This window comes from Atribacter laminatus (assembly GCF_015775515.1).
In the GTDB taxonomy this organism is placed as follows: domain Bacteria; phylum Atribacterota; class Atribacteria; order Atribacterales; family Atribacteraceae; genus Atribacter; species Atribacter laminatus.
The window spans coordinates 111,662-125,565 of record NZ_CP065383.1 but is presented as its reverse complement, the minus strand read 5'-3'; the positions used below and the strand labels follow the sequence as shown (position 1 = coordinate 125,565).

The following is a 13,904-nucleotide window of genomic DNA, read 5'->3' as shown; positions in this document are numbered from 1 at the left end:
CAAGCCCTCTTTATTTTCCCTTTTTTAATTGTCTGTTTAAAATGTTTACAGGCTCGTTCAATTAAGCCCCTACCAAAGAATTTAAAAAATGTTGTGCCATCCTGAAATTTCGTTTTTTGAAGCCGTGAGGATCTCATCAGCTCAATCTGTCATTGCGAGACCTGGTTTTTTGAGGTCGTGGCAATCTCATGATTCATTTTTTATTATGTGTTGAATTGTGGTGTTGAAAATGATGAGATTCTTACGTCGTCCGGCAAAAACACCGGACTCCTCAGAATGACAGAGATACCGGATGAGATTGCCACGTCGTCCAACCAAAAAACGGTTGGATTCCTCGCAATGACGGAGCAGTAAAAAATTCAAATCCCCCTAACCCCCTTTGCTAAAGGGGGAAATTGGTTCTTGAATATATATTTTCATCCACATCTAGCGCTGCATAGTATCATGAAGGTCTATTCTAAAAATCCACGGGCATGATAAATCCAGCCCTTACTAAAGAATTTTAATGTAGCGACATGCCATGGCATGTCGAATCTTGGGTTTCACCCTCATCCTGACCTTCTCCCATCAAGGGAGAAGGAACCAAAAAGTCTCCCCCTCGGCGCTTTTCGCCAAAATCCCCCTCAGCCTTTTTCCTGTGCAATAACTCCCACAAAAAAAACCAGAAGCCAGCAAATAGTTGTAAAAAATTTAAATTTTTTTTAAAAAATAGTGAATTGCATTTACAAAAAAGAAAAAGAGTGGTATATTTGTGGTAAATTGTGGGGGAAAGTGGAGAAAAGTGGTAGTCAGGAGGGGTCCGATTGCTCTTAGGACAATATCGACATTCAGTTGACAATAAGGGAAGGCTCATCATTCCCAATGAATTCAGAAAAGATTTATCCAATACCCTCTATGTTACCAAAGGGATAGAAAATTGTGTATTTGTTTTTTCAGAAACAACCTGGCAGGTTTTAGCTGGGAAAATTGCATCTCTTCCTATGGCAAAGAAGGCAGGAAGAGAGTTTGCCCGGATTTTCTTAGCCAATGCCAGTGAAGAAACCATAGACGCTCAAGGACGTATTACTATTCCCCGTCATTTAAGAGAATATGCAGAAATTGATAAAAAAGTGGTCACGGTTGGAATTGGAGAAAGAATGGAAATTTGGTCGGAATCGCTTTGGGATCAACATGCCGCAGAAGTCGAAGGAAAATATGAAGATATAACTGAAGAAATTATGGATACGGGGATCTGAGGTGTTTCACTATCATCAACCGGTAATGGTTGCCGAAGTTATTCAGTACTTGATTACCGACCCCAAGGGTGTTTATGTCGATGCAACGGTTGGTGGTGGAGGTCACGCCAAAGCAATATTGGAAAAAACTACTCAGCAGGCAGTTTTAATTGGAATCGATCGTGACCGAGAAGCTATTGATGCAGCAGGGCAAGTATTGGCCGATTTTGGAAGCCGGGTAAAACTGGTTCACGGATCTTTTTCGGCGATAGCAGAAATTCTTCATCAAGAAGAAGTTGTAACTATTCATGGAGTTTTGTTTGATCTTGGCGTTTCTTCTCGACAGTTAGATATTCCAGAAAGAGGTTTTAGCTTTAGTCAGGATGGACCATTGGATATGAGAATGAATCAAAGCCAGAAAATGGATGCCTGTCAGGTTGTTAACACCTTTTCTGAAAAAGAGTTGGCGGATATTTTCTTTTATTACGGTGAAGAGCGAAAGTCGCGTAAAATTGCTCGTTCGATTGTAAATTCGCGTCAGAGAAAACCAATTACTACCACTAAAGAGTTAGAAAAAATTATTTGGAATTGTAATCCGGGACGAAGAGGGGGCATTCACCCAGCAACTCGGGTTTTTATGGCTTTACGGATTTATATTAATCATGAGTTAGATGAATTACCGAAAGCTTTAGAAAGTGTTCTCCAATTTATGAAAGAAGGGGCTCGACTGGTGGTTCTTAGTTATCATTCTCTTGAAGACCGAATCGTTAAAAACTTCTTTCGAAATAATGATCAGCTTGCGGTCATCAATCGCAAGCCCATGACGCCTTCTCTACAAGAAATTCAGGTGAATCCTCGTGCTCGCAGTGCCAGGATGAGAGTCGCTCAGAAGATGATAAGAGAGGAGGGGACTCTAATTTGAAAAATATAGCCGTATTTTTCTTAATATTCATGGTAAGCATGTCTTTTTTGTATTTATTGCTGCAAGCTGAAATTGTCGAAAAAGGATTTGTTTTAAGTTTAAAGAAAGAACGGATAGAAAGCCTGGTTGCCAATAAAGAACGCGTTGAAATCGAAATTTCTCATCTATCATCAATGGAACGAATTAAAGAAATCGCCACTAATAAGTTAGGAATGGTTTTACCCGAGAGGACGATATTTCTCGCTGCTGCCGATCGAAAAGTTCAACTTATGGGGAGTGAGGCAGCGGTTGCAGAATATAGAAATGAAACGGGGTTGATAAGGTGAGTTCCAGAAGATTTGTCCATCGGGCAAATTTTCTGGTGATGATATTTTTTTTGATTTTAGGATACATCGTTTTTCGAATGTTCGTCCTGCAAGTTGTTGAAGGGAACGAATATCGGGAAAAAGCCAACATGGTTCGCTTTCGGATGGAGGATCTACTTCCTGCTCGTGGACAAATTTTAGATCGAAATGGCGAAGTCTTAGCTCGCGATACTGAAGCCATATCAGTATATTGTGTCCCCAGAATGATAGAAAACCCCGAAAAAGCTGCTCAGAGAATTGCTCCTATATTGGGGCTTGACACGGGAGAAACTCGAGAGAAATTTGAAAGCCGAAAATCTTTCGTATGGTTAAAACGTCAGGTTCCCCTCCATCTCAAAGAAGACTTAGAAAAAGACAAAATAGTCGGTATTGAATGGAATAAGGAATATAAAAGATATTATCCCCATGCTCCTCACCTCAGTCACATCCTTGGGTTTGTCGGTATTGATCATCAAGGGCTGGAAGGACTCGAGTTTACTTTAAATGAGGAATTGACTGGAAAGATGGGTTATATGACTTTTGAGAGGGATGGAACCGGGAAAGAAATACCGGGAAGCTTAGTATACTTAAGTCCTCAACGTGGTTACAACATAAACCTCACTATCGACCGAACCATTCAGTTTTATGTTGAAAAAGCCCTCGATGAAGCCATCGAAAAAACCAAAGCCAAAGGTGGCGTGGTAATAGTGAACGATCCAAGAACCGGTGATATCTTAGCTATGGCTTCGCGTCCTTTTTATGATAATAATCATTTTAATGACTATTCACCAGAATCCTGGAGAAACTTAGCAGTATCTATGCTATTTGAACCGGGCTCTACCGTGAAACCAATGATTATGGCTACAGCCCTCCAGGAAAATAAGGTTTATCTGGGAGAAAGTTTCTATTGCGGTGGTTCCATAATGGTGTATAATCATCGGGTGCGGGATATAAAAAGTCATGGGCAAGAAACACTCGAAGACATTCTTATTAATTCCTGCAATGTGGGTACAATACAAATCGCCCAACGACTGGGAGAAGAAACGCTCTATCGCTACTTGAAAAATTTTGGTATCGGAGAATCCTGTGAGACCGGTTTGAATGGAGAGGAGATTGGTTTATTGCGGAAGCCTCGAAACTGGTCGGCGCTATCTATCGGTGCCATCCCCATTGGTCAGGAGATGCTGGTTACCCCAATTCAGCTTTTAAGATCAGTTTCATCCATAGCTAATCGCGGGATTCTTATGAAAGCCCGTTTAGTAAAAAAGGTCACCGATGAAAATGGAAAGGTCGTTCGGGAAGTTCTTCCCTCACCAATTCATAGGGTCGTTGACGAAGAAACCGCTGATATAGTTTTAAACATGATGAGGAAAGTCGTTGACCAGGGAACCGGTAAAAAAGCCGCTATCCCAGGATATTCTATTGCGGGGAAAACCGGAACCGGACAGAAAATTGGAGAGGACGGCCGCTATACTATCAATCGGTTTTATTCTTCTTTTATCGGATTCTTTCCGGTTCCCGAGCCCTGTTTCGGAATATTGGTAGTTTTAGATGAAGCCCAAGGTGAATACTATGGAGGCGATATCGCAGCCCCGGTTTTTCGAGAAATCGTTCAAAACATTATTCATTATGCTGGTATTATGTCCGAGAATGCCGAGGTAACGGTCTATTGATCTTAAAAAAATTATTCAATTTAAATGAATATGGTTATAAAAATATTGTTGATGACCAACTCAAAATCAGCGGGTTAGCTTTTGATTCTCGATTGGTTCGTCCAGGTTATTTGTTTTTTGCCATTCCTGGGATTAATACCGATGGACATCTCTATATTGAAGATGCCATTAAAAGGGGAGCGGCAGTCATTGTCTATTCTGATCCCGAAATTTCATTTCCTCCTCATCGGGAACAAACCTGGATTCGAGTTGTTGACGTGAGAAAGACCATGGCTCAAATTTCTGCTCAATTTTACGATCATCCTTCCCGAGAAATGAGGTTGTTTGGTGTTACTGGCACCAATGGAAAAACCAGCACCTGTTTTTTTCTGCGTAACATTCTTGAAGACGATGGCCATGCCTGTGGTTTGATGACGACGCCAAAAAATATCATTGGTCCAGACGTCTATGAAGCGATTAATACCACCGAAGAGTCGCTGCAGATACAAGCCTGCTTGAAAAGCATGCTAAATAAAGGAATTCGTCAGGCGGTTTTAGAAGTTTCTTCTCATGGTCTGGCTTTAGGGCGAGTCGATGGATTATTTTTCGATGCAGCAGTGATCACCAACTTGGTAGCTGAACACTTGGAGTTTCATAAAAGTTTTGAACATTACTTTTCCAGTAAAAAGAAACTCATCGAAATGGTGGAACAAAATACCAAAAAATCTTATCCTCGTTTTGTGATTGTGAATGGCGATGATGAAAACTGCCGAAAAATTATTACTGAAAGCCACCTTCCGACTTTTACTTTTGGATTACGGCCAGAAAACGATGTTTTCGCTGAAGATATTGAATATTTCGTTGACCGGACAGAAATGAAAATAAAAACTCCAAAAGGAAATGAATCAGTTCAGCTTTCCCTCCCCGGCCAGCATGCGGTTTACAATGCTTTAGCGGCTACGGCTATGGCTATTTTCTCTGGAATAGAGGGTGAAAAAGTTGCTCAAGGCCTGGAGCACACTCACCGAGTTCCTGGGAGGTGGGAGGTAGTCAATGCCGGTCAGGATTTTATGGTTATCGTTGATTTTGCTCATAACTGGCACGGACTCGATAGCACCCTTTCTTTCATTAAAAAAATGGTTCGAGGAAAAGTCATTACAGTATTTGGTTGCGGTGGTGAGCGAGATCGGAACAAGAGGCCGATGATGGGGGAAACTGTTGCTCGCTGGAGCGATATTTGTATAATTACCAGCGATAATCCTCGCCATGAGGATCCTCGACAAACCGCTGAAGACGCCATGCAGGGAGTCAGTAAATGTAAAAAAGAAGTTCCTGTGGAATCTTGTATTATTCTTGACCGACGAGAAGCAATAAGCCAGGCATTTTCTTTAGCTCAAGCTGGTGATGTGGTTTTTTTAGCCGGAAAAGGACCAGAACGTTATCAAGTATATCACGATAGAATCATTTGCCATAATGATTATGATGTGGCATTAGAACTCCTCAAAGAGAGAAATTCATCATGATTACAAGGCCGGATATTATTCAAGCAACCGGAGCCAAGCTGGTCGCTCCAGGAAAACAAGAAAAATTTGATAAGATTATGATCGATAGCCGGCAAAATACCGAATGCGGTTTATTTGTAGCTATAAAAGGGAAAAATGCCGATGGTCATTCTTATTTAAATGATGCTTGGGATCATGGCGCTCGAGGGGCTTTGATTAGTCAAAAGGTCAAATCTCCCCAAGATTTTGGCCTTTTCTTGGTTGATGATACCGTTGAAGCACTAAAAAACCTCGGGATATTCTGCTCAAAACGTGTCACTGGGAAGAAAATTGCCATAACCGGAACGGTGGGGAAAACGACTACAAAATTTTATTTCCAAAAAATACTTGGCCTTCGCTTTCGAGTGGCTGCGACTCCTTTCAGTTATAATACCAATATCGGGGTATCAGCTTCTTTCTGCAATTTTTCTCCTCAAGACGACTTTTTTATCATTGAAGCCGGAATCAATAAGAAAGGTGAGATGGATGAACTTTCCGAAATCATTGATCCGGAAATAGTTGTTTTCACTGCTTTCGGAAAAGCTCATTTAGAGGGTTTTGGAAATATCGAGACTATTATTCAAGAAAAAATTTTACTGGCTGAAAATGCCAAAACGATTTATTTAAACGGGGATAATATTTATGCCTTAAAACTCAAAGAGGATTTTTCCCATCAGGGAAAGGAAGTCATTCTTTTCGGCCTTCAAAATCATATCACCTCACAACTCTCACTTCTTGATTATCAATTGAATCCAACCGAAGGTATTACCAGATTCCGTTTCCAGTGTGAGGGTCAAGTTTATCGGTTCCAAGCTCCGATTTTTTCGCCGGAACTGATCATCTTACTCCTTCCAGTCCTTCATCAAGCATTCCAACTGGGCATCCAAGAGGAGGAAATCCAAATGGTTCTGAATGAAATTCTCCTTCCTGAGGGAAGAGAAAAGATCTATCATGTCGGAGAGGGGTACGTGATCGACGACAGCTATAATGCCAATCCAATTTCTTTGCATAAAGCTCTCAATTTATTGAAAAGATTCAACCATCAAGGGTATCAAACCTGGGTGGTTTTGGGAGATATGCTGGAGATGGGGAGTTTTTCCGAGGCAGTTCATCAAGAAAGTATCCGTTCTTTGGAAGAACACAATATCAAGAATGTCATTCTTTATGGTTCCTTGATGCATGGGGCAGCTGAAAAGGTGTTATCGAAAAACTCGGTGGACGGAGAATATTATTTGGCTTCTTCCCATGAAGAAATCAAAAAAATTCTTCTCGATCAAATTCCTTTCCCTTTTTCTCGACTTATTGTTTTATTTAAAGGGTCAAGAGCAATGAAATTAGAAGAAGCCATACCGACGGAGTGGATCGAGCATGAAACCTGGAATTATTCCCAATAATCTATTCTTTGCTTTTCTTTTGGCTTTTGGAATTGGAATGGTTTTTTTTCCGCTGTTTATTCGATGGCAGCAGCAACGCCATCTTGGTCAAAAAATAAAGAAAGAAGGACCTAATCTCCATCTTCACAAAGAGAATACTCCCAGCATGGGCGGTGTAGTCATTTTTACAGCCCTTTTGGTGGTATTTGGAGTTGGAAAACGGTATTGGTTAGACAATCTACTCCCAATAATACTCCTTACCGGCTATACCCTTTTAGGGTTGGTTGATGACTGGTATAAGAGCTATTTGGAGAAACCCTGGGGAATAAAAGCTCGTTATAAGTTTTTGTTCCAGATTGTCCTTGCCGGAATAATTCTTTGGCTGGCTATGGATTGGATCCCAACTCAGATTACCATCCCATTTAGCCATAATGTGATTCCAGTTTCTCGTCCACTTTTTTTTTGGTACGGGATATTTATTATCGTTGCTACATCAAATGCATTTAATATTGCCGATGGCTTGGATGGGTTAGCGGGGGGTTCGGGTATTCTTACCTTTCTTTTTTGGGGTTTGCTTTTATTAACCTTAGGGAAAACTCAGCTTTCCTGGTTAGCCTTTGGAGTAATTGGAGGATTAACCGCCTTTTTATGGTTTAATATCTGGCCAGCGGGTATTTTTATGGGTGATTCCGGATCATTAGGCTTGGGAGCTCTTATCGGCTTTATGGCACTTATTTCCGGGCAGTCTCTTTTGATTATTTTTTCGGCGCTGGTTTTTTTTGTTGATACTCTTTCAGTGATATTGCAGGTTTTTTCTTTTAAAATTTTAGGTCGGAGACTTTTTTTAATGAGTCCAATTCATCATCATTTTGAATTAAAAGGAATAAAAGAAACGCAAATTACCGTGCGTTTCTGGATCATTCAAGCCATTGGAATTACAGTAGCATGGTTAGGACGGGTTCAATAGGGTCATGAGGAATTACTTAGTTGTAGGAATGGGAAAAACTGGAGAAAGTACCACTGGTTTTTTGCTTGATCATGGCGAGAAGGTGTTGGGGTATGACGATCACAAAAAGAGAAGTGATTTATTGCCGAACATTCTCAACCACCCAACTTATTCTCATCTTATGCCAGCTGATCTGCCTAAACTGAATTGGAAAAATATCCAGGAATGCATAGTAAGTCCAGGGGTTCCTTCCCATCATCCGGTCTTGGTCAAATGTGACCAAGAGCAGATCCCGATTTTGAGCGAAGTGGAATTAGCCTGCAGCATGCTGGATTTTCCTCTCATCGGTATTACTGGTTCCAATGGGAAGAGTACCACCGTGGCCCTGATCGGCCATATACTAAATAGGGCGGGTTTTTCGGCCTTTGTGGGAGGGAATTTTGGGACACCTTTAATTGATTCAATTGCTTTTCCAGCTTCATACCATTGGGGAGTAGTGGAACTGAGTAGCTTCCAATTGGAGAGGATTGTAAATGCAAGGTTTCACATTGCTGGTATCCTGAATCTGTCACCCAACCATTTGGATCGGCATAATACTTTTCGAGATTATTTTTTTCAAAAACGGAATATTTTTATCAATCAGAAAAAAGACGATCGGGCGATCATCAATTTTTCCATTCCCAACTGGCATGCCCAACTATGTCAAATGGTCCGCAGCTCTATCGTTCCCGTGACAAGTTTTGGGCAATTACATGAGGGATTTTATTGGGAGAAACAAAAAATTGTTGAACGATTCGAGGGTAAGGAAAGAAATATTGATTGTCGCAATTGGCAACTCCCCGGGGGGCATAATCGGGAAAACTTATTATTTGCTTCTGCAGTTTGCCGAGTTGTGGGAGTTAGGGTTGATCAGATTGAAGAGTCTCTTTCAAGCTTTCAAGGATTGAGTCATCGAATTCAGAAGATTGCCGAAATAAACGGTGTTGTATTTTATGATGATTCCAAATCGACGACACCAGCATCCACCTGTGCAGCAATCAATTCCTTAAATGGACCTATTATTTTGCTCTTAGGGGGGAGAAGTAAAATAAAAGATTTTTCTGAATTCACCCGGTATTTTTCCCCGGATAAAATTAAAATGGTTCTTCTCTTTGGGGAAGACCGAGAGCTGATTCAAAAATTTATACCAGAATCCATACCCACCTTTTTATTCTCTGATTTAGACGAAATTTTTTTAAAAATCCGTTCTTTGACTGTGTCCGGTGATTGCGTTCTTTTATCTCCAGCCTGCACTAGCTGGGACCAATATGCCAACTACCAGGAAAGAGGTGAACATTTTTTTCGTTTAGTCTATGGGAACCAATGAAGATTTTTTAAACCAATGGTCATCAGTCAATTCAAATGAAAATCATTTAAAACGCTGGTGGTGGGAAATCGATCCTTTTCTATTTTGGGCGACGATCCTCTTGCTTTGCATTGGTTTGATAATGGTTTTCAGTGCCAGCATGACCACCTCGATCATGTCCTATAGCGATCCTTATTATTTTTTTAAAAAGCAGGTGGTTGGTGTTGCTTTGTCTTTCTTTTTTTTCATTATTGCCTCCTTTATCCGACTGGATTTTGTTCGGAAAATGAGCTCCAAATTACTTCTTCTTTCGGTTCTTTTGCTTACCCTTGTTTTCTTCCCCTATATTGGTAGAATGGTGGGCGGATCCTATCGGTGGTTAGATTTTGGCATGATGCGTTTTCAGCCTTCGGAATTGGCAAAATTGAGTTTAATCATTTATATGGCTGATTCCTTGGTAACCCACCGTCATCGAGCACAGGATTTTTGGTATGGAGTCGTACCTTTCCTCTTGGTGGTTGGAATTATGGGAGTATTGGTCATTATGGAACCAGATCTGGGTACCACTCTATTTTTGGCTGGTATCACCTTTGTCATGCTTTTTTTAGGAGGGCGAAAAATAATTCACCTGCTCTATCCAATTTTTGCCGGAATTCCCATCCTGCTCTTCTTGATTTTTGCTAGTGGGAATCAATACTGGAAGGCACGGCTTGAGGCTTTTATCGACCCTTGGAAAGAACCCTTGGGGAAGGGCTTTCAAATTATTCAATCTCTCATTGCCATTGGTTCGGGAGGCTTATTTGGTCGGGGATTGGGGGAAAGCCGACAAAAATTTTTCTATCTTCCTGATCGGCATACCGATTTTATTTTTGCCATTATTGGCGAAGAGTTAGGTTTTATAGGAACAATGGGAGTGGTTGTTTTATTTTGTATTCTTTTTTGGCGGGGATGGCAAATAGCGATTCGTTCTGGTGATGACTTTCAAGCTCTGTTGGCAATGGGAATTATCCTGAGTATCCTCATGCAGGTCATTGTTAACATGAGCGCAGTTCTCAAAATCCTCCCAGTATCAGGCGTACCATTACCATTGGTGAGTTATGGAAACTCATCAATACTGATTACCATGATCGAAATCGGTTTGTTGTTCAATATCGCACGACAGTCAAAGGTGAATCATTTTGAATGAAATATTTATTGCAGCTGGTGGAACCGGCGGTCATATTTTTCCAGCGCTCAGCATTGCTCAACATCTTTCTCACGACTTTTTGATTCGCTTTATTGGAACCAAAAGAGGCATGGAAAAAAAATTAGTTCCTGAAGCTGGTTTTGCGCTTTCTTTTATTCGAGCGCGAGGATGGAATCGAACATCAACTGTAGATTTTCTACGTGCCTTTGGTGATAATATAGTAGGATTGTTTCAAAGCTGTTATCTTTTTATCAAATTTCGGCCTCGGGCGGTCTTGGTTTTTGGCAGCTATGTATCTTTGCTGATCGCTTTTTGGGCAAAAATATTTCGGATTCCGATATTCGTTCAGGAACAGAATATCCATCCGGGTTTTGCCAACCGGATCATCTCCCGTTGGTCAAAAAAAACCTTTGTACCGGTTGCGGAAGCAGTTGAAGGTTTTCGTGATACAAGTCGGGTGGTTGTAACCGGTAATCCCTTGCGGGGAGAGGTTCTTGATTGGCAGGGAAAAGATAAGGAAGCAAGGGGAAAACTCGGTCTCGATTCTCATAAGAAAACTTTGCTCATCATAGGAGGAAGTAGAGGTTCTCAGCTGATTAACCAGGTATTTTGGCAAGCATTGCCTTTTATAGAAAAATTGAATTTACAAGTCATTCATATCACTGGAGATGAATCTTATCAAGAAGCCAAGGAAAGGGCGGCGCGCTATCCATTTCCTTATTTGGTTTATGATTTTTACCCAAATCCAGGTATTTTTTATGCGGCGGCCGATTTGGTAATCAGTCGATCTGGTGCCAATGTTACTTATGAATTGTTTTGTTTTGGTCTTCCGGCGGTCTTGATTCCTTATGGAGAGGCAACTGAAGAACACCAGTTTTACAATGCCCAATGGCTGGGTGAAAAGTTACCGGTCATCATTATAGACGAAAAAAGTCTTCATTCAGAAGGCTTAGCTCAGGCAATTCGAGGTCTATCTGAGCAGTCAGAAAAAAAATATAAAAAAATTGAAGATTTTCGATTTTCAGCAACACGAATTGCTGGTATGATTGTCAATGAGATCCGTAGGAGGAATTGAATTGAACGCTCATCTCGTCTCATTACCTAACGAACTCTATTTTATTGGTATTGGCGGCACTGGCATGAGTGCCTTGGCAACCATCGCTTTTGAAATGGGATATCAGGTTAGTGGCTCTGATATTTTTTGTGGAGAAAACACTTGTCGACTTCAGGAAAAAGGCATTCAGGTATTTATCGGTCACTCAAGAGAAAGAATTAAAAATATTTCTGCAGTGGTTATTTCTTCCGCTATCCCCCCAGAAAATGTCGAACTCCAAGAAGCCATTCAAAGAAACATACCAATTATTCATCGGGGAGAGATGTTGGCCTTTTTTCTCAATCAGAAAAAGGGTATAGCAATTGCAGGAACCCACGGAAAAACCACTACGACCTCGATGATTTCACTCTTGTTGGAAGTCGCCGGCCTGGATCCTACGGTCTTGGTAGGTGGAGAAGTCGAAGATATCGGGGGGAACGCTCGCTTTGGTGATGGAGAATATTTTGTATCCGAAGCTGACGAGAGTGACGGATCTTTTTTAAGGCTCAGCCCCTACTGCGCGGTGATAACCAATATCGAAGATGACCATTTGGAATATTACGGAAGTCAAGAAAATGAAATGAATGCTTTTGTTTCCTTTACTAATGGTGTTAAAGAGGGGGGATTTATAGTAGCCTGCGGAGACCACCCTAATGTACAGGCAATGTTCAACCAACACCCCCAGACTAATTTAATGACTTATGGAATGATCAATGATAGAGTTGATGTTCACGGATCGATGGTTGAAGAAAGGGCGGAAGGGTCTTTGTTTCGAGTGACCTATCTCAACCAGAACTTAGGTTCTTTTATCTTGAATATTCCTGGGCTCCATAACGTTATTAATTCCTTAGCCTGTGTAGCGGTTGGGGTAAAGCTGGGAATTGATAAAAAATCAATTGCCAGTGCTTTAGAGATGTTTAAAGGAGTGAAGAGACGTTATGAGCGAATTGGTTATATTGATGGAACCCTGGTGGTTGACGATTATGCTCACCATCCAACTGAAATGAGTGTAGTATTGAGAACAGCGCTGAGCCGGACATTAGGCAAGGTGATTGTTGTTTTTCAACCTCATCGGTATACCAGAACCAAGCGTCTTTATAGAGAAATGGCTGAAATACTAAAGAAAGCCCATCAAGTTATCCTCTTTCCCATTTATTCGGCTGGTGAAAAGCCGATTGAAGGCATTACCTCAAGTTTAATTTATGATGAGTTAAAAAAAGCCGGTTATGATGGTGTTCATATGGTTTCAACCATAGATGAAGCTCTTGACATTACCGAGAATCTGATAGGTCCAGGAAATATTTTGATTACCATGGGGGCCGGAGATGTATGGAAGGTAGCCGACAGTATGTGCAGGAAAAATGGAAATCAGTTGAGAAAGAGTATGCCGGTTCTTCGGACTTGATTGTAATACCACAGGCTGAAATGAAGCTTTATACGACCTGGAAAATTGGTGGTCGGGTAGTCGCTTTAGTTGATGTTTTAAGAGGTGTGGTTTTCCCGAAATTAATTTTAAAAATGCAGGATTTAAACTGTCCCTGGAAAATTCTGGGACGAGGATCAAATATTCTGGTTCATGATCAAGGTTTTCCAGGAGTGGTGGTTCGTCTTGCTGGCGAATATGCTGAAATGAAATGTATTGGAAACCATCGTATTGAAAGTGGAGCCGGAGTTCCTCTTTCGCATTTAGTGAGTTTTGCTCTATGCCACAGTATGGGAGGATTTGAATTTCTCGTTGGTATTCCGGGAACGGTGGGAGGAGCGGTGCGGATTAATGCCGGTTGTTTCGGACAGGAAATCAAAAATTTAATCCAAGAAATCTTAGTCATGGATAATAATGGTAATATAGAGTGGTTGGAAAGGAATAAGGTGGATTTTTTTTATCGAGGGTCATCATTAAAGAAAGATAGGTTGACGATTTTGAAAGTCATTTTTCAGCTTTTTCCCGATAAAACCGAAAATATTAAGAATAATATTCGTCGAAATAGCCTCCTCCGTAAGCAATTTCAGCCGGTGGGTTGGCCGTCGGCCGGTTGTGTATTTAAAAATCCACCTGGTGACTATGCGGCTAAAATCATCGATCAAATGGGATTCAAGGGGTTAAGAACCGGTTTCGCCCAAATTTCTGAGAAACATTCCAATTTTATAATCAATCGTGGAGCGGCGAAAGCTCGAGATGTAATGGTACTGATAGATTGGATTCGCCAAGAAGTACAACGAGAAAGAAATATTTTTCTGGAAAATGAAATCGAGGTATGGCAATGAAATATTATAAGTCACAATTTTTT

At 41.0% G+C, this 13,904-nt stretch carries 13 protein-coding genes; 12 read left to right on the top strand and 1 reads right to left on the bottom strand.

Going from position 1 to position 13,904, the window contains the following annotated elements:
• Positions 1-186 precede the first annotated feature (186 nt).
• Positions 187-363, bottom strand: coding sequence for a hypothetical protein (locus tag RT761_RS00640; RefSeq protein WP_218112169.1), 177 nt, complete (start codon positions 361-363; stop codon positions 187-189).
• Between the two features lie 440 nt (positions 364-803).
• Here RT761_RS00640 and mraZ point away from each other — a divergent pair, with 440 nt between their 5' ends.
• Genes mraZ through murB form a run of 12 tightly spaced genes read left to right on the top strand, consistent with a single transcriptional unit; the run spans position 804 to position 13,881 of the window.
• A complete protein-coding gene (mraZ, locus tag RT761_RS00635) occupies positions 804-1,235 on the top strand; it encodes a division/cell wall cluster transcriptional repressor MraZ (protein WP_218112168.1) in 432 nt (143 codons plus the stop codon).
• A 1-nt stretch (position 1,236) separates the two neighbouring features.
• Positions 1,237-2,136: a 16S rRNA (cytosine(1402)-N(4))-methyltransferase RsmH gene (gene rsmH / locus RT761_RS00630; RefSeq protein WP_218112167.1), complete on the top strand. Its 900-nt coding sequence runs from the start codon at positions 1,237-1,239 to the stop codon at positions 2,134-2,136.
• A complete protein-coding gene (locus RT761_RS00625) occupies positions 2,133-2,462 on the top strand; it encodes a hypothetical protein (protein WP_218112166.1) in 330 nt (109 codons plus the stop codon). Before rsmH ends, RT761_RS00625 begins: the two co-directional genes overlap by 4 nt.
• Entirely contained in the window at positions 2,459-4,153 is a 1,695-nt protein-coding gene (locus RT761_RS00620; RefSeq protein WP_218112165.1) for a peptidoglycan D,D-transpeptidase FtsI family protein, read from the top strand. Before RT761_RS00625 ends, RT761_RS00620 begins: the two co-directional genes overlap by 4 nt.
• Positions 4,150-5,655 carry a UDP-N-acetylmuramoyl-L-alanyl-D-glutamate--2,6-diaminopimelate ligase gene (locus RT761_RS00615; protein ID WP_218112164.1) on the top strand — a complete coding sequence of 502 codons (1,506 nt, stop codon included), beginning with the start codon at positions 4,150-4,152 and terminating at the stop codon, positions 5,653-5,655. The genes RT761_RS00620 and RT761_RS00615 overlap by 4 nt, the downstream gene beginning before the upstream one ends.
• Positions 5,652-7,067, top strand: a complete 1,416-nt coding sequence (locus tag RT761_RS00610) for a UDP-N-acetylmuramoyl-tripeptide--D-alanyl-D-alanine ligase (protein WP_218112163.1) — start codon at positions 5,652-5,654, stop codon at positions 7,065-7,067. The genes RT761_RS00615 and RT761_RS00610 overlap by 4 nt, the downstream gene beginning before the upstream one ends.
• On the top strand, positions 7,042-8,013 hold the full coding sequence (mraY, locus tag RT761_RS00605; protein ID WP_218112162.1) for a phospho-N-acetylmuramoyl-pentapeptide-transferase: 972 nt from the start codon (positions 7,042-7,044) through the stop codon (positions 8,011-8,013). The genes RT761_RS00610 and mraY overlap by 26 nt, the downstream gene beginning before the upstream one ends.
• 4 nt (positions 8,014-8,017) lie before the next feature.
• Complete coding sequence (gene murD / locus RT761_RS00600) at positions 8,018-9,358, top strand: UDP-N-acetylmuramoyl-L-alanine--D-glutamate ligase (protein ID WP_218112161.1); 1,341 nt, start codon at positions 8,018-8,020, stop codon at positions 9,356-9,358.
• Positions 9,345-10,523, top strand: a complete 1,179-nt coding sequence (gene ftsW, locus RT761_RS00595; RefSeq protein WP_218112160.1) for a putative lipid II flippase FtsW — start codon at positions 9,345-9,347, stop codon at positions 10,521-10,523. The genes murD and ftsW overlap by 14 nt, the downstream gene beginning before the upstream one ends.
• Positions 10,516-11,598 carry a UDP-N-acetylglucosamine--N-acetylmuramyl-(pentapeptide) pyrophosphoryl-undecaprenol N-acetylglucosamine transferase gene (locus RT761_RS00590; RefSeq protein ID WP_218112159.1) on the top strand — a complete coding sequence of 361 codons (1,083 nt, stop codon included), beginning with the start codon at positions 10,516-10,518 and terminating at the stop codon, positions 11,596-11,598. The genes ftsW and RT761_RS00590 overlap by 8 nt, the downstream gene beginning before the upstream one ends.
• A 1-nt stretch (position 11,599) precedes the next feature.
• Positions 11,600-13,021 carry a UDP-N-acetylmuramate--L-alanine ligase gene (gene murC / locus RT761_RS00585; RefSeq protein WP_218112158.1) on the top strand — a complete coding sequence of 474 codons (1,422 nt, stop codon included), beginning with the start codon at positions 11,600-11,602 and terminating at the stop codon, positions 13,019-13,021.
• On the top strand, positions 12,946-13,881 hold the full coding sequence (gene murB, locus RT761_RS00580) for a UDP-N-acetylmuramate dehydrogenase (RefSeq protein WP_218112157.1): 936 nt from the start codon (positions 12,946-12,948) through the stop codon (positions 13,879-13,881). The genes murC and murB overlap by 76 nt, the downstream gene beginning before the upstream one ends.
• Positions 13,882-13,904 lie beyond the last annotated feature (23 nt).